The following is a 14,547-nucleotide window of genomic DNA, read 5'->3' as shown; positions in this document are numbered from 1 at the left end:
GCTGCTTCATTCTTATTAAATTGGCTTTATGAAGCATATTTTACTTTCTGCACCCGTTCTGTGTCTTGCATTCCTGGCCATCCTTTTCCTTCAGTCTGGGTTGGATAAAGTGTTCAACTACAAAGGCAATAAGGAATGGCTTTCGGGTCATTTTGCAAACAGCCCTTTGAAAAATATGACTGGACTGATGATTCCGCTCATTACGCTGCTGGAAACCGCATCTGGTGTTTTCTGTGCGGCAGGGATTTACTTTATCATTTTTGAAAATAGCACACAGGTAGGACTGATCGGCGCACAACTTTCTACCCTTTCCATTTTGGCGTTGTTCTTTGGTCAGCGGGTAGCGCAGGATTATGCAGGTGCTGCTACACTCACTTCCTATTTCATCATCTGCATCATGACAATCTACTTGCTTTGGCCGCAGGTCTATTAGATGCAAATCAACCAGGACGTACTTATTCCAATAGCCATTGCCGTTATAATGTGGGGCATTGGCTTAAACCTCACATTCACAAGTTTCAAAAGAGTCTTCATTGAGCCTAAGGCCATTCTGACCGGACTTTCACTCCAGCTTATTATGCTGCCCTTGATTGGTTTTTTGATAGCTTTCGTCTGGAATCTAGATTCGGCGTATAAAGTAGGAATTGTGCTGATAGCCGCTTGTCCGGGCGGTACGGCTTCCAATCTGGTCACGCACATGCTCAACGGCAGAGTAGCACTTTCCATTTCCATGACGGCTTTCAATAGCTTTCTGATCCTGTTCACCATTCCGCTGATCACCAGTGGAGCCATGGAAGTATTCATGCATAGCGAACAGGAGGTGCCGCTTTCATTCTGGCGTACTTTCACGAATATTAGTACTACGGTCATTGTTCCGGTATTGATTGGATTGCTGATGCGTAATTACTTTCCGGATTTTGCGGACAAGCTAAAACCATACTTACGGTTTGTGCTTCCTGGCATTTTGCTGGTAGTGTTCCTGATTGTAGGATTGGACTCCCTGGGCGGAGAAAGTGCCCGTTCACTGACCGAGAAGCTTGTCATTGCCATTCCACTCTTACTGCTCAACCTGGGTACGATCCTCATAGGCTACTGGATAGCCGGACGCTTTCGGATCAACCACGATGGACGATACACCATCGCGATTGAAATGGGATTACAGAACAGTGCATTGGCCATTTTCATCGGCTCACAAATCATCCAAAACCCGCAGGTGGTGCTGGTAGCAATCATCTACAGTAGCTTCTCTTTTTTCACTACGCTGGGGATGGGATACGTGTTAGGGAAGAGAGGTTAGCAATATTATTGATTGTCACCCTGAGCCTGTCGAAGGGTAGACAATCATTTTAGACTCCTTTCATTTTTGCAGCTAACAAAACCAGAACGCCATTCCGGCCCTGCCTACCGCAGGCAGGCTTGAGCCGGGATCTTCAAGATTCTCCACGCCATGGTTTGTGTCTCCACAAACCAAAAGCACATACTTCGTTCTGTGAGGATACAAACCGAGACAGTCGGGATAATGAGCGTTGCTGTGTTGTTAGCAGTCTTCGCTTTGATGTAAGTAGCCATTGTTACGCTGCAAGTAGTCTTTGCTTTGATGTAAGTAGCCATTGCTGCGATGTGAGGGGACATTGCTTTAATGTAAGAGGTCATTGCTGCGCTGCAAGTGGTCATTGTTTTGATGTAAGAGGCCTTTGCTTTAATGTAAGTAGCCTTTGCTACGATGTAATTCCAAAAAATAGTTTAGGATTGTAGCTCAGATACTTTAGTCATGCCAGTCACCATATCCCAAGCTCAACCGGAAGATCATGCAGCCATCGGACAACTGATGGTGGGGGTCTATTCCAGCCTTCCCGGGTTTGCTACACCGGAAGAGCAACCTGCGTACTATCAAATGCTCGCCAACATTGGCGACTTTACCGTAAAGGAAAGTGTAGAGCTGTTGGTGGCAAAGAATGAGGGTGACATACTGGGAGCGGTCGTCTACATTGGAGATATGCAAGACTATGGTGCGGCGATAAACATCGAGGATACGAATGCAGTAGCATTTCGTCTGCTTGCTGTTTCTACAAGTGCCCGTGGACTAGGAGTAGGGAAGTTGCTAACCAACGCATGCCTGGATAAGGCCAGATTACAGGGAAAAAAGCAAATGATCATCCACACCACAGAATCGATGAAGGTGGCCTGGGGCATGTATGAAAAGATCGGGTTTGTACGGTCTACCGCTCTGGATTTTGTGCAAAGTGGACTGCAGGTGTATGGGTTTAAGATGGGGTTGTAAATAAGAAAAGTAAATCAAACCTTACCGTCATCGCGAGCCTGCCTTGGCAGGGTGAAGCGATCTCATTAATACAAGATTGCTTTGGTCATGCTTCCCCGCTTCGGCGGTTCGATCGCAATGACGTAAATAATTCCACTTCGAACCAATTCCAACACACTCCGACCTTATTCGATTGCATCCCGAGGTTTATCCATTACGCTTCGGACTAATTCCAATACACTCCGAGGTTATTCCATTGCATTTCAGGGTTATTCCAACACACTCCGACCTTATTCCATTGCATTCCGGGGTTTATCCATTACACTTCGTGCTCATTCCAGTGCACTTCGGACTTATTCCAACACACTCCAGGGTTAATCCATTGCATTTCGGGGTTATTCCAATGCACTCGGAGGTTATTTCAGTGCTCAACGGGGTTGTTTTAGTGCACTTTGAGGTTATTTTCCGTGCTGTCGGGTGTTTCCACCCGACATAATTAAACGAATTCCCTCTTGGCTATGGTTTGTGTCTTCACAAACCAGCATGCATTTCGTTTCGTGAGGACACGAACCGAGGCTGTTGGGATTATGTAAGCCCATACCCGCGTAAATATATCATCTGAATGTCAGGTGGAAACACCTGACATCACAGTAAATATTACTAAAGTATCGAATTGTAGAGACAGTTGAAAATAGCTCGATGGCGCATTAGCAATACATTTTGTTGGTGATCGTATTATCCTACTTAATCTTTTTGAGTAACCTCCCAATCGATATTGAATCTCTCCTTTAAGTAAGTCTTCAAAGGCCCTAATCCAATTTCTGCCCTTCGTTTGTCTACGTATTCAGGTTCTTCAATTGGATGAGGTACTCGTTCTGAATTCTCAAATTTCCATTGTGTACCAAAAAGTTGTTTTTCACCCTTTTCCACTAACAGGCGATCCTTCATCTTAGCATATCGTAACGGTTGTGCTTCTCCTTTCTTAAAAGCTTCCTCCAGCATAGGAAAATACTTTGATCGAAGCTCGTAAGTAGTATGATTTATAATGAGTGCTGCTCCTGCTGCTGCATATTCAGTCACCTCTGATGCCGTAGGCCAACCATATTTATCCAGAAGTTTCAGCAACATCTCTTCATTTTCTTTCATGTTTTTTTCCTCCATCGCAAGAACAGGAAAGATGGCAGGTGTACTAAAATATCCCCCATTACTCATGTATTTTCTTCTTTCGATATTTCCGACATACATAAAGCCCTGGTCTTTTATGATCATCCTGAACAATTCCTTAGCAAATTCTTCATTTCGAATAGGTTGATAATTAGATTCATATTTTTTGATCTGGGCAGCTTCCACATCTTCCCACCTGGGATCATCGATGAGGCTTAGAAAATCAGGGTCATACAAAGCCTTTAAGGTTGAATCATTTTGGAGAGCATGGTTGAGAAAATAGAAGGCAGTGTCTCTCATTTGAGTAGTCCATAATAGTGCAGCTGTTGAAGCAAGTTGGTAAGACACTTCACTGGAAGGATTCTGTCTCATTGTTTCAGCATATTTCATTAAAGCAGGTACCAGAAGCCCTTGATTTTTTAGACTGTCTGCCTTGATTAAATCAACTTGCCCATATGCAAATTGAAAAAAGACGAGAGATAAAAAAAGTGTGATTATTTTTTTCATGACATATAAATTTTTGACAAGAGTATGACAATTCTGTTATTAAAAATCTAAAAGTAGATGAACAACAGGTTTAACATTGGATATAACAACCTGGCCAGACAAGGCTTGCCAAAAATGGTTTCAAATCAGTAGTTGGTCACTTTCCCTTAATATATCTGTGAGAATTTGTTGCTTCTTTATGATCACCAACATTTATGTAACGCGCACAAACCGCGCAAATCGCTGATTGATGAGCGTTTTATCTGATTGCTATTCATATATACCGTTTTCTGGAAAAGGAGGTTTTTTGGAGAAAACTACCCCTCCGTACTCTTCGAGTTCATCTCCCGAACCGCTCGCTCTATACCGTGGGGGGTGAGGGGGAACATCGGCACCAGCTGTTTCATCGCCTGGATGGTGTAGGTGCCGGGCCAGTATTTGAGTGGCTCTGGGTTGAGCCAGACAGACTTCTTGAATTTCTTTACAATCGCCTGGATGTTTTGGATACTCAAGGCACTCAGCTCATAAGGCGCCATGGCCGAATCCCCTATGAAGAACACCCGGTAGTCTTTGCTGTGCTTCAGTAGCTTATCCACAGAGATGTAGGTAGACCTGCGCTCATCAATCCACACCCGATCGTAAATGGTGTTGTGGAAGTAGTACACCTCCAGGTCATGCGCAAAGCGGGTTTTCATCTTACGGAACAGCTGCTGTACGGTCCGCACATAGGGGGCCATGGAGTAGCCGCCATTGTCTATCAGGACGATGATCTTCAGCTCTTCATTTTTCTCGCTCATCAGCTCGGGGATGAACAGTCCGCCGCGTTTCAGTCCGGACTTGATGGTGTGGGGCACATCCAGTTTTTCGATTGCGCTCTCCTCAATCACCCCTTTGATGGAAGCCAGTGCGGCATCCACGTTGTTGTCATTCAGGATCGCATCCCGGTCAATGGGGAAGTAGTTCTTGTCACCCATGACCTTTCGGGCCATGCGTCCACCCCCTTGTCCGCCAACCCGGATGCCGTTCTTTGCTGCTCCGCCATGGCCATAGGGAGAGATGCCTCCGGTCCCGATCCAGTGGCTTCCGCCGCTGTGCCTCGTGCGTTGCTGATCTTTGACTTTCTCCATGCGTTCCAGCAGCTCCTCCAGCGTGAGGTCGGAGTAGTCGGCCATTTTATCCAGCATTCGTTCGGCCGGTTCGCCATCGATATCTTGTGCGTCTTCATCTTCCAGATCGGGATTGTCTTTGTCCCAGATCTCTTTTCCGTTGATCACTTCTTTGATATCGTAGGAGGTGAGGTGCACCTGATCGAGGAAGGTATTTACCAGCTCCTCTTCCGTCAGATCTATGTCTTTGTCGGCTTCATCGATGTATTTGGTCTTCCACTGTTTGAAGGTCTCTGAGCGCAGAATGGCATCTTCCAGCGTTTGTCCGGGAGCAATGGGGACGTGCAGGAAGTATTCGTAATACGCTTTCGTGAACGGCCCGATATCGGCCGGCTCTTTGACGACAATACCTTTCAATGCATTGTGCAGGTCACCCAGCGTTTTGACCAGCCCTTTCTGCATCGCCTTTCGCAGGATGAGCAAGGTGCGTACGTCGGCCTGGAGGCCGTGCTTTCGAAACGCATGTGGGAGTGAGCTTAACATTAAATATCCTTTCTTCTAATAATGTGTCCCCTTGAGGGGACTATAGGGGTGATTTTCACCCACCTAACCTCCCTCGAGGGAGGGACGACCTCTGGTTAATTCCACGAAGGTCCGCCAAAGTTGTTATCTGCGCCGATCATTCGGTTGACGCGTTCCATATCCGTCTGAGTCTTGATCAGCGCGCCAATGCCTTCCAGCCCTTCGATTTTTTCGATCGCTTTTTTAGGCGCAATATCACTCATGTATTTCAGCCAGTTCAGAATTTCCCTGGTCGTCGGAGAGCGCTCCAGCCCCAGTCTTCGCAGGTGGTAAAATACATCCAGCGCTACTCTCACTACCTTCTCATCGATTCCCGGGTGATGCTTTTCCACGATTTTTTCCATCACATCCTTTTCAGGAAAGTGGATGTAGTAATAGATACACCGTCCCTTGAAAGCGGTCGGGAGTTCCTGCTCCCGGTTGGACGTAATTACGATCGCAGGCATGTCTGCTTCTGAAACTTCGATCACCTCGCCGGATTCCGGCATGATGAATTTTCGGTGACTCAATGCATATAGCAGGTCATTAGGAAACTCTCTGGGTGCCTTATCGATTTCGTCAATCAGTAAAACGGAGTTGGGTTTGCTGTAGGCAACCGCCGCAGGACCTTTCACCACATAGTCTCCCAGGTTTTCCGGGTTTCGGTCGCTAGTATTTCTGGGTTTCAGTCCTTTCTCTTCCCGCTGCGCATTGAGTATTTCAATCTGCGAGTCCCTCAGGTACTTCACATGATCGAAGCGCGCAACAAACTGTTCGACATTACTTTTTGATCCCACCGGATAGACCTCTATATCTAACCCTCTGTCTTTTGCATAATGGATCGGAAGCTCAGTTTTGCCAGTGCCGGGTTCCCCTTCAATGAGTAGGGGCATACCCAATGTACGCGCCATATGAAAGGCCTGTGCCAACTCAGGGTCGCACAAGTATTTATCTGATCCGGTCCAGTGTTTGGTTTCTGCCATGTTTCGTCTCTACTTAACTAATGAGATAAGCATAAATTTTTACAAGTATCGTCATGCTGAATTTATTTCAGCATCTAATTTCACTATTTAAACCATAGACCCTGAAACAAGTTCAGGGTGGCTATCATAATAATATTCAGTGCTGTCATGCTGAGCCTGCCCGCCGGCAAAGGCAGGGAACGAAGCTATTTAGTACTAGCATCTTTTTTAACACCCCTATAATCCCCTCAAGGGGATAATTCCCCCTTTGAAACGGTTCGACGCTTCGAGGGGGTAGAGGGATGTTGTAAAATATCTAATAATTAAAGTTCTTCTCAATTCTTTTTACAACTTTAGTTCACCCGCCTCATTTAGCAGACTTTGAAGCTTAGGATAGTTTTCCTTCATATTCTGCTCAATGAAGTCCAGCGGGACATCCTCGAATGAACCGTAATCATCCAGGTATTCCATAAACTCTTTTCCCTCCTGGTTGAATTCCTGAAAGATCGAATCCCCGGCACCATCAAATTCCAATGGCTCAACACCGGTAAGTCTGCAAAGCTCCTGATTGAATGCAGGTGTGGCTTTGACCCATTTACCATTTAAATATACATCTACCATGCCATGAGGTGTGAGTTCATTGGTGCCAAACTTTTCCGTAAGGCGTTCCACTGCAATGTGGTTTTTCACTTTGGCCAGATGAAGTTTAGCAGGTATCCCAAGCGCCCTGAGTCCGGAAATGTATAAGATAGATTTATCGATGCAATGGCCATGATCCTTTTGAGCAATATGGCTGGATTTTAATGCCTCTTTTCGAAAGCTGATATCGTAGGGATTGTAGCGCCAACCGTCCCTGACTTTCAGGTAGAGCTGCTTCGCTTTTTCCTGATCAGACAGTGAATCAACCTTAAATTCGGCAATTAGGTCCTGAATGACCGGGTGGTCATAATCAAAAAAATAAGTGCTTTCTAAACTCTTAGTCATTCTGAACTTGTTTCAGAATCTATGAATAATAGATCCAATCCATACATCAACCCTTCAATCTCATTAAACGTTCTCCGGCCGCCTGAATGGTTGCTTCGTTTTTAGCAAAACAAAGCCTGATCACTTTATCTCCCGGAGGATTTGTATAGAATGGAGACATAGGAATAGCTGCTACTCCAATTTCAGAAGTCAGGTATTTGGCGAACGCCAGGTCATCCATGTCGCTAACATCCGAGTAATTGTATGCCTGGAAATAGGTGCCTTTTGCCACCTTCGGAGTGAGCGGAACATCCTTTAATAGCTCATTCATTTTGTCGCGTTTCTCCTGGAAGAAGGAGGGCAAGTATTCGTAATTCTTTGGTTCAGCTAGGTAATCCGCTATCGCAAACTGTACGAACGAATTGGTGCAGAAAACATTCCACTGATGAATGGTCTTAAACTCTTTGATCAGGTACTCCGGCCCGACAATGTATCCCATTTTCCATCCGGTGGTATGGAGGGTTTTTCCAAACGAAAACACCGCCAGCGACTGGTTGAACAGTTTTGGAAACCGCATAATGCTTTGATGTTCCTCACCATCGAAGATCAGGTGTTCGTACACTTCATCGCTCAGCACAATGATATTTGTATCCGAAACAATCTCCTCCAACGCCTCCATATCCTGTTTGTTCAGCACTGTTCCACTCGGATTATGTGGGGTATTGATGACAATCATTCGTGTTCTATCATTCACCATTTCCTTTACCTCATCCCAGTCAATGGAGTAATCCGGATAGGTCATGTTGTAGGGCTTTACCACACCGCCGGCCAGCTGGATCTGTGGGGTATAGCAATCGTATGCCGGCTCGAAGATGATAACTTCATCTCCTTTATTTACAAATGCCATGATGGCGGTGTAAAGGGCCTGGGTCGCACCGGCGGTGACACATATCTGTGTTTGAGGATCAATGGGCATGCCATACACACGCTCCATTTTTTTACTCAGTGTTTCATTCAGTTTGGGTAGTCCGGCGAGTGGTGCATACTGATTTTTCCCTTCATTCAGGTGTTTGGCTACCAGTTCCTTGAGCTTTTCATCACACTCAAAGTCCGGGAAGCCCTGTCCCAGGTTGATTGCTTTGTGTTCGGAAGCCAGCTTGGACATCACCGAAAAAATGGTAGCTCCACCACTGGCCAGTTTTGATTGTACCGATACGTTGTTGTTTGACATAGCTTCAAAAATAGGTGGAATGGAAGGATATGAAAAGCCATCCTTGATAAAGTTATTGCCGCCAAAAAAGTGCTTTTAAGAAGCGTCAGAGGGGTTGTGTAACAACTGTTACACACCTCGATTACCCAGCCCCGTACATTTGCTTAAAATCAAAAAATTAAATGAAAAAGTACTATTTGATAACGTTGGGATTGGTGTTTTTGACACTTCAGGGAGTGAGTCAGGATACCCTTCTCATCTCACGATCACAGGTGCTGGAACAAGCGTTGGAGCGTAACCATGAGTCGAGAATATCTGACATGGAAACGGAGATGGCAGCCGCTGATTTCAAGCGATCCAATTCATTGTACCTCCCGCAGGTCTCAGCATCTTATACGGGGATTACGACCAATAATCCATTGATGGCTTTTGGGTCAAAATTGAATCAGGAAATTCTTACACCGGCAGATTTTAATCCGGCATTACTTAATGACCCGGATAATGTGGAGAATTTCGCCACTGAGATATTGGTGCTTCAGCCATTATTGAACCTGGATGGGGTGTACGGCCGGGATGCGGCACGGATCCAAAAAGAAGCTTATGGATTAAAAGCGGAACGATACAGGGAATATCTGTCTTTGGAGGCAACCAAAATGTACATGCAGCTTCAGCTGGCATATCAGGCTGTCAACGTGCTTGAGCGCGCGAAGCTGACCTCTGAAGAAGCACTTGAAATGGTCAATGACTACTTCGATCAGGGGTTGATTCAAAAGGCAGACCTATTGGATGTTCAGGTGAGAGCGAGTGAAGTGGCAAATCAGCTGAGGTATGCTAAATCTAACGTACAGAATACCTCTGATCAGTTGGCCATTTTTATGGGTGAGAAGCCCGGCCTCTCCGTTTATCAGCCAACAGAAGGAAGCCTGCAGGCTGCTCCTCAAACTTCATTTCCGGTCATCCTGCCGGAAAGCAGAAAAGACCTTAGAGCGATGGAAATGTCTGTTCAGGGATATGAAAGCATGCTGAAATCCTCCAGGAGTAAGTTTTTACCTCGAATCAATGCATTTGGCAGCTTTCAGATTTACGATAATCAGCCACTGGGCTTCAATGCCAATGGATATGTAATTGGTGCTAAGCTGTCATGGGAGCTATTCAATGGCTATCAAAACATTGCTAAAACGTCGAAAGCAAAAGTAGAGGCAGAAAAAGCACGGGTGGAGCAGGAGCAATATACGCTGCAGCAGCAGGCGGAGCTGAACAAAGCCAACCGCATGTATGAAGACGCCACCCAAAAGGTTGAGTCATTCAAACTGGCATTCGATCAGGCACAGGAAGCCTACCGGACACGAAAGGATCGATATGAGCAGGGGTTGGAGAAAACCACTGATCTGTTGTCGTCAGAGACGCAGATGTATCAGAAAGAATTAGCGTATCAGCAGGCCGTGTTTGAATTCAACTTCAGCAAGGAATACCTGCAATTTTTAACAAGGCAATAACAAAAAATTCAAAATAGAAAACATGAAAAAATACCTATATAAATTATTGATCGTACCTGTTGTCCTGGGATTGGCGACAGGGTGTGGCTCTGGAGAAGAGCATGTCGCAAATGACCTTCCGGCTGTTCCTGTGAAGGTAGCAACTGCCAGCTCTGTAGAGATGGTGAATGCTATCTCGGTTAGTGGGAAAATAGAAGCAAGTAAGAGTGCCAATATGAGTACTCGAATGATGGGGAACGTGAAGACGGTAAATGTGAAAGCAGGATCACAAGTATCGAAAGGAGACTTGCTGCTGACCATCTCCAGCACTGATCTTTCCGCGAAACAAGCACAGGTAGAAGCCTCAATTACTCAGGCCCGAAGTGTCTATGAAAATGCGAAGAAGGATTTGGAACGATTTGAAGTGCTATTTGAAAAAGGGAGCGCTTCTGAAAAGGAACTGGAAAACATCAAAACCCGATTCGAAATGGCAGAAGCCGGACTAGAGGCTGCTGAGCAGATGAAGCAGGAAGTGGATGCTCAATTCGCTTATACACACTTGAGAGCTCCTTTTTCAGGAGTAGTTGCCAACACGTTCGTAAAAGTCGGTGATATCGCAGCGCCCGGAATGCCACTGGTAACAGTGGAGGGTACTGAGAGCTATCAGGCTGCTTTGCTGGTTCCGGAATCAAGTATTGCAACGGTAAAGGTTGGTGCAGATGTGACCGCACATATCAAATCCCTCGGCAAACGAGTGAAAGGAAAAGTAGTGGAAGTAAGTCCTTCGTCTAAAAATACCGGTAGTCAGTTCATTGTGAAAGTAGACCTCATGGATAAGGAGGGCATCTATCCCGGCATGTTTGTAAGTGCCAGCATTACCACAAAAAATGATGAAGCGTCCAAAAGCCCGCTCATGATCAGCCAAGACGCATTAGTGACTAAAGGTCAGTTGACGGGATTATACACTGTAAGCGCAGATAATAAAGCTGTCCTTCGATGGGTACGAACCGGAAAGTCGATGGATGGAAAAGTAGAGGTACTTACAGGCCTGACAGAGGGAGAGAAGTACGTGGTGAAGGCTGACGGAAAGCTCTTCAATGGTGCGATGGTACAATTGAATTAATCAGACAGTAAAGCTAAAGATCATGCAAGAAGGAATTTCAGGTAAAATCGCCAATTTTTTCATCCATTCGAAGCTGACAGTGCTTCTGATGGTTGCGCTGATGATCATTGGGGTTTACAGTTCTTTTCTCATTCCGAGAGAAGAAGAACCGCAAATCATTGTGCCGATGGCGGATGTGATGATAGGCTATCCGGGTGCTAATCCGGAGGAGGTGGAAAGTCGGGTCGTGGAGCCACTGGAGAAAATCATTTCCAACATCAAAGGAGTGGAACATGTGCACAGTATGTCCATGAATGGGATGGCTGTGATGGTGGTCCAGTTTTATGTAGGAGAAGATACAGAACGCTCTTACGTCAAGCTCTACGATGAGATGATGAAGCATAAGGGAATGCTTCCCGAAACCGTTTATGAGCCGATAGTAAAGACCCGGTCCATCGATGATGTGCCGATGCTTGGTCTGACACTATGGAGTAAAAACTACAGTGATTTTCAACTGAGACAGCTGGCAGAGGAAGTAACGGGTGAAATCGAAAAGGTAAATGATGTGGCCATCACCAAACAAATAGGTGGCCGCCCGCGACAGCTGCGGATCGTGGTTGATAAAGACAAGATGGCTGAAAATGGGGTGGATGTGTTGAGCATCATGCAGATGGTTCGCGCCAGCAACAGTAGCTCACAATCAGGAACGTTTGTCAGTGCAGATGAAGAATACCTGCTCACAACCGGTCATTTTTTATCCTCTGCCGAAGATGTTGAAGGAATTGTAGTCGGGACAAACAGTGGAACACCCGTTTACCTTCATCAGGTAGCTTCTGTTTTGGATGGCCCCTCCAAGCCGAAAGATTATGTAGCCTTTGGTTACGGAAAAGCCAACGAAAGTTATTCAGAAAGCCCGTCTTCATACCCTGCTGTGACCATTTCGATCGCGAAAGTGAAAGGAGCTGACGCCATGAAGGTATCGGATAAGATCCTGGATAAGGTGGAGGGTTTACGCTCGACGTTGATACCCGATGAGGTACAGGTAGAAGTCACACGAAACTATGGGGAAACCGCATCGCATAAGGTGGGGGAGTTGTTGCTACACCTGGCAGTGGCCATCGTAGCGGTTACGGTTTTGGTGATGCTGGCGATGGGATGGCGTGGAGGTTTGGTGGTGTTTTTATCCGTGCCACTCACATTCGCACTGACCCTGTTCAGCTACTACATGCTTGGGTATACACTCAACAGGATCACCCTGTTCGCCCTGGTGTTTGTGGTGGGTATCGTGGTGGATGATAGTATCATCATCGCGGAGAATATGCACCGACATTTCAAGTCGAAGCGGTTGCCATTTGCTCAAGCAGCGATATATGCAATCAACGAGGTAGGGAATCCAACGATTTTGGCCACCTTCACGGTTATTGCGGCCATTCTACCGATGGCATTCGTATCCGGTATGATGGGGCCATATATGAGTCCTATGCCTATCGGAGCTTCGATAGCTATGATGCTTTCGCTTTTCGTGGCATTGACAGTTACCCCGTTTTTGGGTTATCACTTTCTGCGTGAAAAAGATAAAGGCGATAAAAAAGCACATGATGAGCATGGACCGGGATGGATCCATCGCATCTACAATAAAATAGAAAAGCCTTTCCTTGAGAGCGGCGTGAAACGATGGGTGATGCTCGGCATCACAGTGGTTCTGCTTTTTGGATCGATGGTGATGTTCTTCACCAATTCTGTGGTGGTGAAAATGCTGCCTTTCGATAATAAGAATGAATTCCAGGTGGTGATTGATATGCCGGAAGGCACCACGCTAGAGCGGACGTCTGCAGTAACTACGGAAATCGCTCATTTTCTTTCAGAGGTGCCTGAGGTGGTAACCTATCAAACCTACGCCGGAACATCCGCACCGATTACTTTTAATGGGTTGGTTCGGCACTACGACCTGCGAGGGGGCAGCAACATGTCGGATATCCAGGTGAATCTTTTGCCTAAAGAAGAACGATCAGATGATAGTCATACGATTGCGAAACGTGTGCGCCCCGAAATTCAGAAGATTGCGAAGCGATATGGAGCAAACGTAAAAATCGTAGAGGTGCCACCGGGTCCTCCGGTACTTTCTACGCTGGTAGCTGAAGTATATGGACCGGATTATAATGAGCAAATAAAGGTCGCACGGCAGGTGAGGGATATTCTGGAAAACACCCGTGATGTCGTGGATGTGGACTGGAATGTGGAAGCGGGTCAGACGGAATACAGGTTGGATATAGATCGGGAGAAGGCCATGATGCATGGAATCGTTCCTCAGCAGGTGGTGGGTAACCTTACATACTTGCTGGGTAATCATCCGATTTCTACCATGTACGACCAGGATGCTTACAATCCGGTGGGAATGGTGATGGAATTGCCGGATGCAGATCTTGATGGTATGGAGGCCATCCAAAACCTGAAGATCAAGGGCATGAATGGACAGATGGTGCCGCTGGCAGACCTGACACATGTAGAGGAGGACACACTTCATGCGACCATCTACCGAAAAGATCAAAAAAGAGTCGTCTATGTATTGGCCGACATGGCAGGGGAGCTGGAGAGTCCGGCCTATGCCATTTTGGGTATGACAGAAAAGCTGGAGCAGATGAACCTGCCCAAAGGATATACAGTGAGTGAGTTGTACATGAGCCAGCCCACTGATGAGTCAGATTTCACCGTGAAATGGGATGGAGAGTGGCAGATTACCCTGGAGGTTTTCAGGGATCTGGGAGGTGCATTTGTGGTCGTGATTATTGTGATCTATATGCTCATCGTGGGTTGGTTTCAAAACTTCAAAACGCCGATCGTGATGATGTTGGCTATCCCGCTTTCCCTGATCGGCATTGTGCTGGGGCACTGGCTACTGGGCGCATTCTTTACTGCAACCTCCTTTATTGGGATGATTGCCCTGGCAGGAGTGATGGTGAGAAACTCTGTCTTATTGATCGATTTCATCGAAATACGATTGAAAGACGGGATTGATCTCAAGACCGCCATCATAGAGGCAGGCGCAGTACGTACGACTCCTATTTTACTCACCACCGGAGCGGTAGTGATCGGTGCTTCGATCATTTTGTTTGATCCCATCTTCCAGGGATTGGCCATTTCACTTGTGGCAGGAGCCATCGTATCCACGATGCTTACGCTCATCGTGGTGCCGCTGATCTATTACATGACGGAGCGAAAGAAGTGGGAGCAGGGAACAATTGATAAAAATTAAATCCA

The 14,547-nt window shown here is 46.2% G+C and carries 12 protein-coding genes; 6 read left to right on the top strand and 6 right to left on the bottom strand.

What is annotated here, in order from left to right; genetic code table 11:
• Positions 1-28: 28 nt before the first annotated feature.
• Both ACOQON_RS11190 and ACOQON_RS11185 read left to right on the top strand, forming a co-directional pair.
• On the top strand, positions 29-433 hold the full coding sequence (locus tag ACOQON_RS11190; RefSeq protein ID WP_420575499.1) for a DoxX family protein: 405 nt from the start codon (positions 29-31) through the stop codon (positions 431-433).
• Positions 434-1,297, top strand: coding sequence for a bile acid:sodium symporter family protein (locus ACOQON_RS11185; RefSeq protein ID WP_420575498.1), 864 nt, complete (start codon positions 434-436; stop codon positions 1,295-1,297). It abuts the gene before it with no gap.
• Between the two features lie 104 nt (positions 1,298-1,401).
• Here ACOQON_RS11185 and ACOQON_RS11180 read toward each other — a convergent pair whose 3' ends face one another.
• The gene (locus ACOQON_RS11180; RefSeq protein ID WP_420575497.1) at positions 1,402-1,674 is read right to left on the bottom strand and encodes a hypothetical protein; all 273 of its coding nucleotides are present in this window, start codon (positions 1,672-1,674) and stop codon (positions 1,402-1,404) included.
• Between the two features lie 97 nt (positions 1,675-1,771).
• Between ACOQON_RS11180 and ACOQON_RS11175 the strand changes: the two genes are divergently transcribed.
• A complete protein-coding gene (locus ACOQON_RS11175; protein ID WP_420575496.1) occupies positions 1,772-2,281 on the top strand; it encodes a GNAT family N-acetyltransferase in 510 nt (169 codons plus the stop codon).
• Positions 2,282-3,004: 723 nt separating this feature from the next.
• Here the strand turns inward: ACOQON_RS11175 and ACOQON_RS11170 are convergent.
• The 5 genes from ACOQON_RS11170 to ACOQON_RS11150 all read right to left on the bottom strand — a co-directional run bounded on the left by ACOQON_RS11170 (position 3,005) and on the right by ACOQON_RS11150 (position 8,733).
• Positions 3,005-3,931 carry a DUF6624 domain-containing protein gene (locus ACOQON_RS11170; RefSeq protein WP_420575495.1) on the bottom strand — a complete coding sequence of 309 codons (927 nt, stop codon included), beginning with the start codon at positions 3,929-3,931 and terminating at the stop codon, positions 3,005-3,007.
• A 296-nt stretch (positions 3,932-4,227) separates the two neighbouring features.
• On the bottom strand, positions 4,228-5,559 hold the full coding sequence (locus ACOQON_RS11165) for a hypothetical protein (protein WP_420575494.1): 1,332 nt from the start codon (positions 5,557-5,559) through the stop codon (positions 4,228-4,230).
• 95 nt (positions 5,560-5,654) lie between these two features.
• Positions 5,655-6,560 carry an AAA family ATPase gene (locus ACOQON_RS11160; protein ID WP_420575493.1) on the bottom strand — a complete coding sequence of 302 codons (906 nt, stop codon included), beginning with the start codon at positions 6,558-6,560 and terminating at the stop codon, positions 5,655-5,657.
• Between the two features lie 324 nt (positions 6,561-6,884).
• Positions 6,885-7,523 (bottom strand): transglutaminase-like domain-containing protein, encoded by a 639-nt coding sequence (locus ACOQON_RS11155; protein WP_420575492.1) that lies wholly within the window; start codon positions 7,521-7,523, stop codon positions 6,885-6,887.
• Positions 7,524-7,569: 46 nt separating this feature from the next.
• Positions 7,570-8,733, bottom strand: coding sequence for a methionine aminotransferase (locus ACOQON_RS11150; RefSeq protein ID WP_420575491.1), 1,164 nt, complete (start codon positions 8,731-8,733; stop codon positions 7,570-7,572).
• A gap of 161 nt (positions 8,734-8,894) precedes the next feature.
• Here ACOQON_RS11150 and ACOQON_RS11145 point away from each other — a divergent pair, with 161 nt between their 5' ends.
• Genes ACOQON_RS11145 through ACOQON_RS11135 form a run of 3 tightly spaced genes read left to right on the top strand, consistent with a single transcriptional unit; the run spans position 8,895 to position 14,542 of the window.
• Positions 8,895-10,208 carry a TolC family protein gene (locus ACOQON_RS11145; protein WP_420575490.1) on the top strand — a complete coding sequence of 438 codons (1,314 nt, stop codon included), beginning with the start codon at positions 8,895-8,897 and terminating at the stop codon, positions 10,206-10,208.
• Positions 10,209-10,230: 22 nt separating this feature from the next.
• Positions 10,231-11,310 carry an efflux RND transporter periplasmic adaptor subunit gene (locus ACOQON_RS11140; protein WP_420575489.1) on the top strand — a complete coding sequence of 360 codons (1,080 nt, stop codon included), beginning with the start codon at positions 10,231-10,233 and terminating at the stop codon, positions 11,308-11,310.
• 22 nt (positions 11,311-11,332) lie between these two features.
• Positions 11,333-14,542 carry an efflux RND transporter permease subunit gene (locus tag ACOQON_RS11135; RefSeq protein ID WP_420575488.1) on the top strand — a complete coding sequence of 1,070 codons (3,210 nt, stop codon included), beginning with the start codon at positions 11,333-11,335 and terminating at the stop codon, positions 14,540-14,542.
• Positions 14,543-14,547: the final 5 nt, after the last annotated feature.

Origin of the sequence: Ekhidna sp. (genome assembly GCF_965221965.1) — a bacterium.
Classification (GTDB): Bacteria; Bacteroidota; Bacteroidia; order Cytophagales; family Cyclobacteriaceae; genus Ekhidna.
This window is presented reverse-complemented; position numbering and strand designations above follow the sequence as displayed.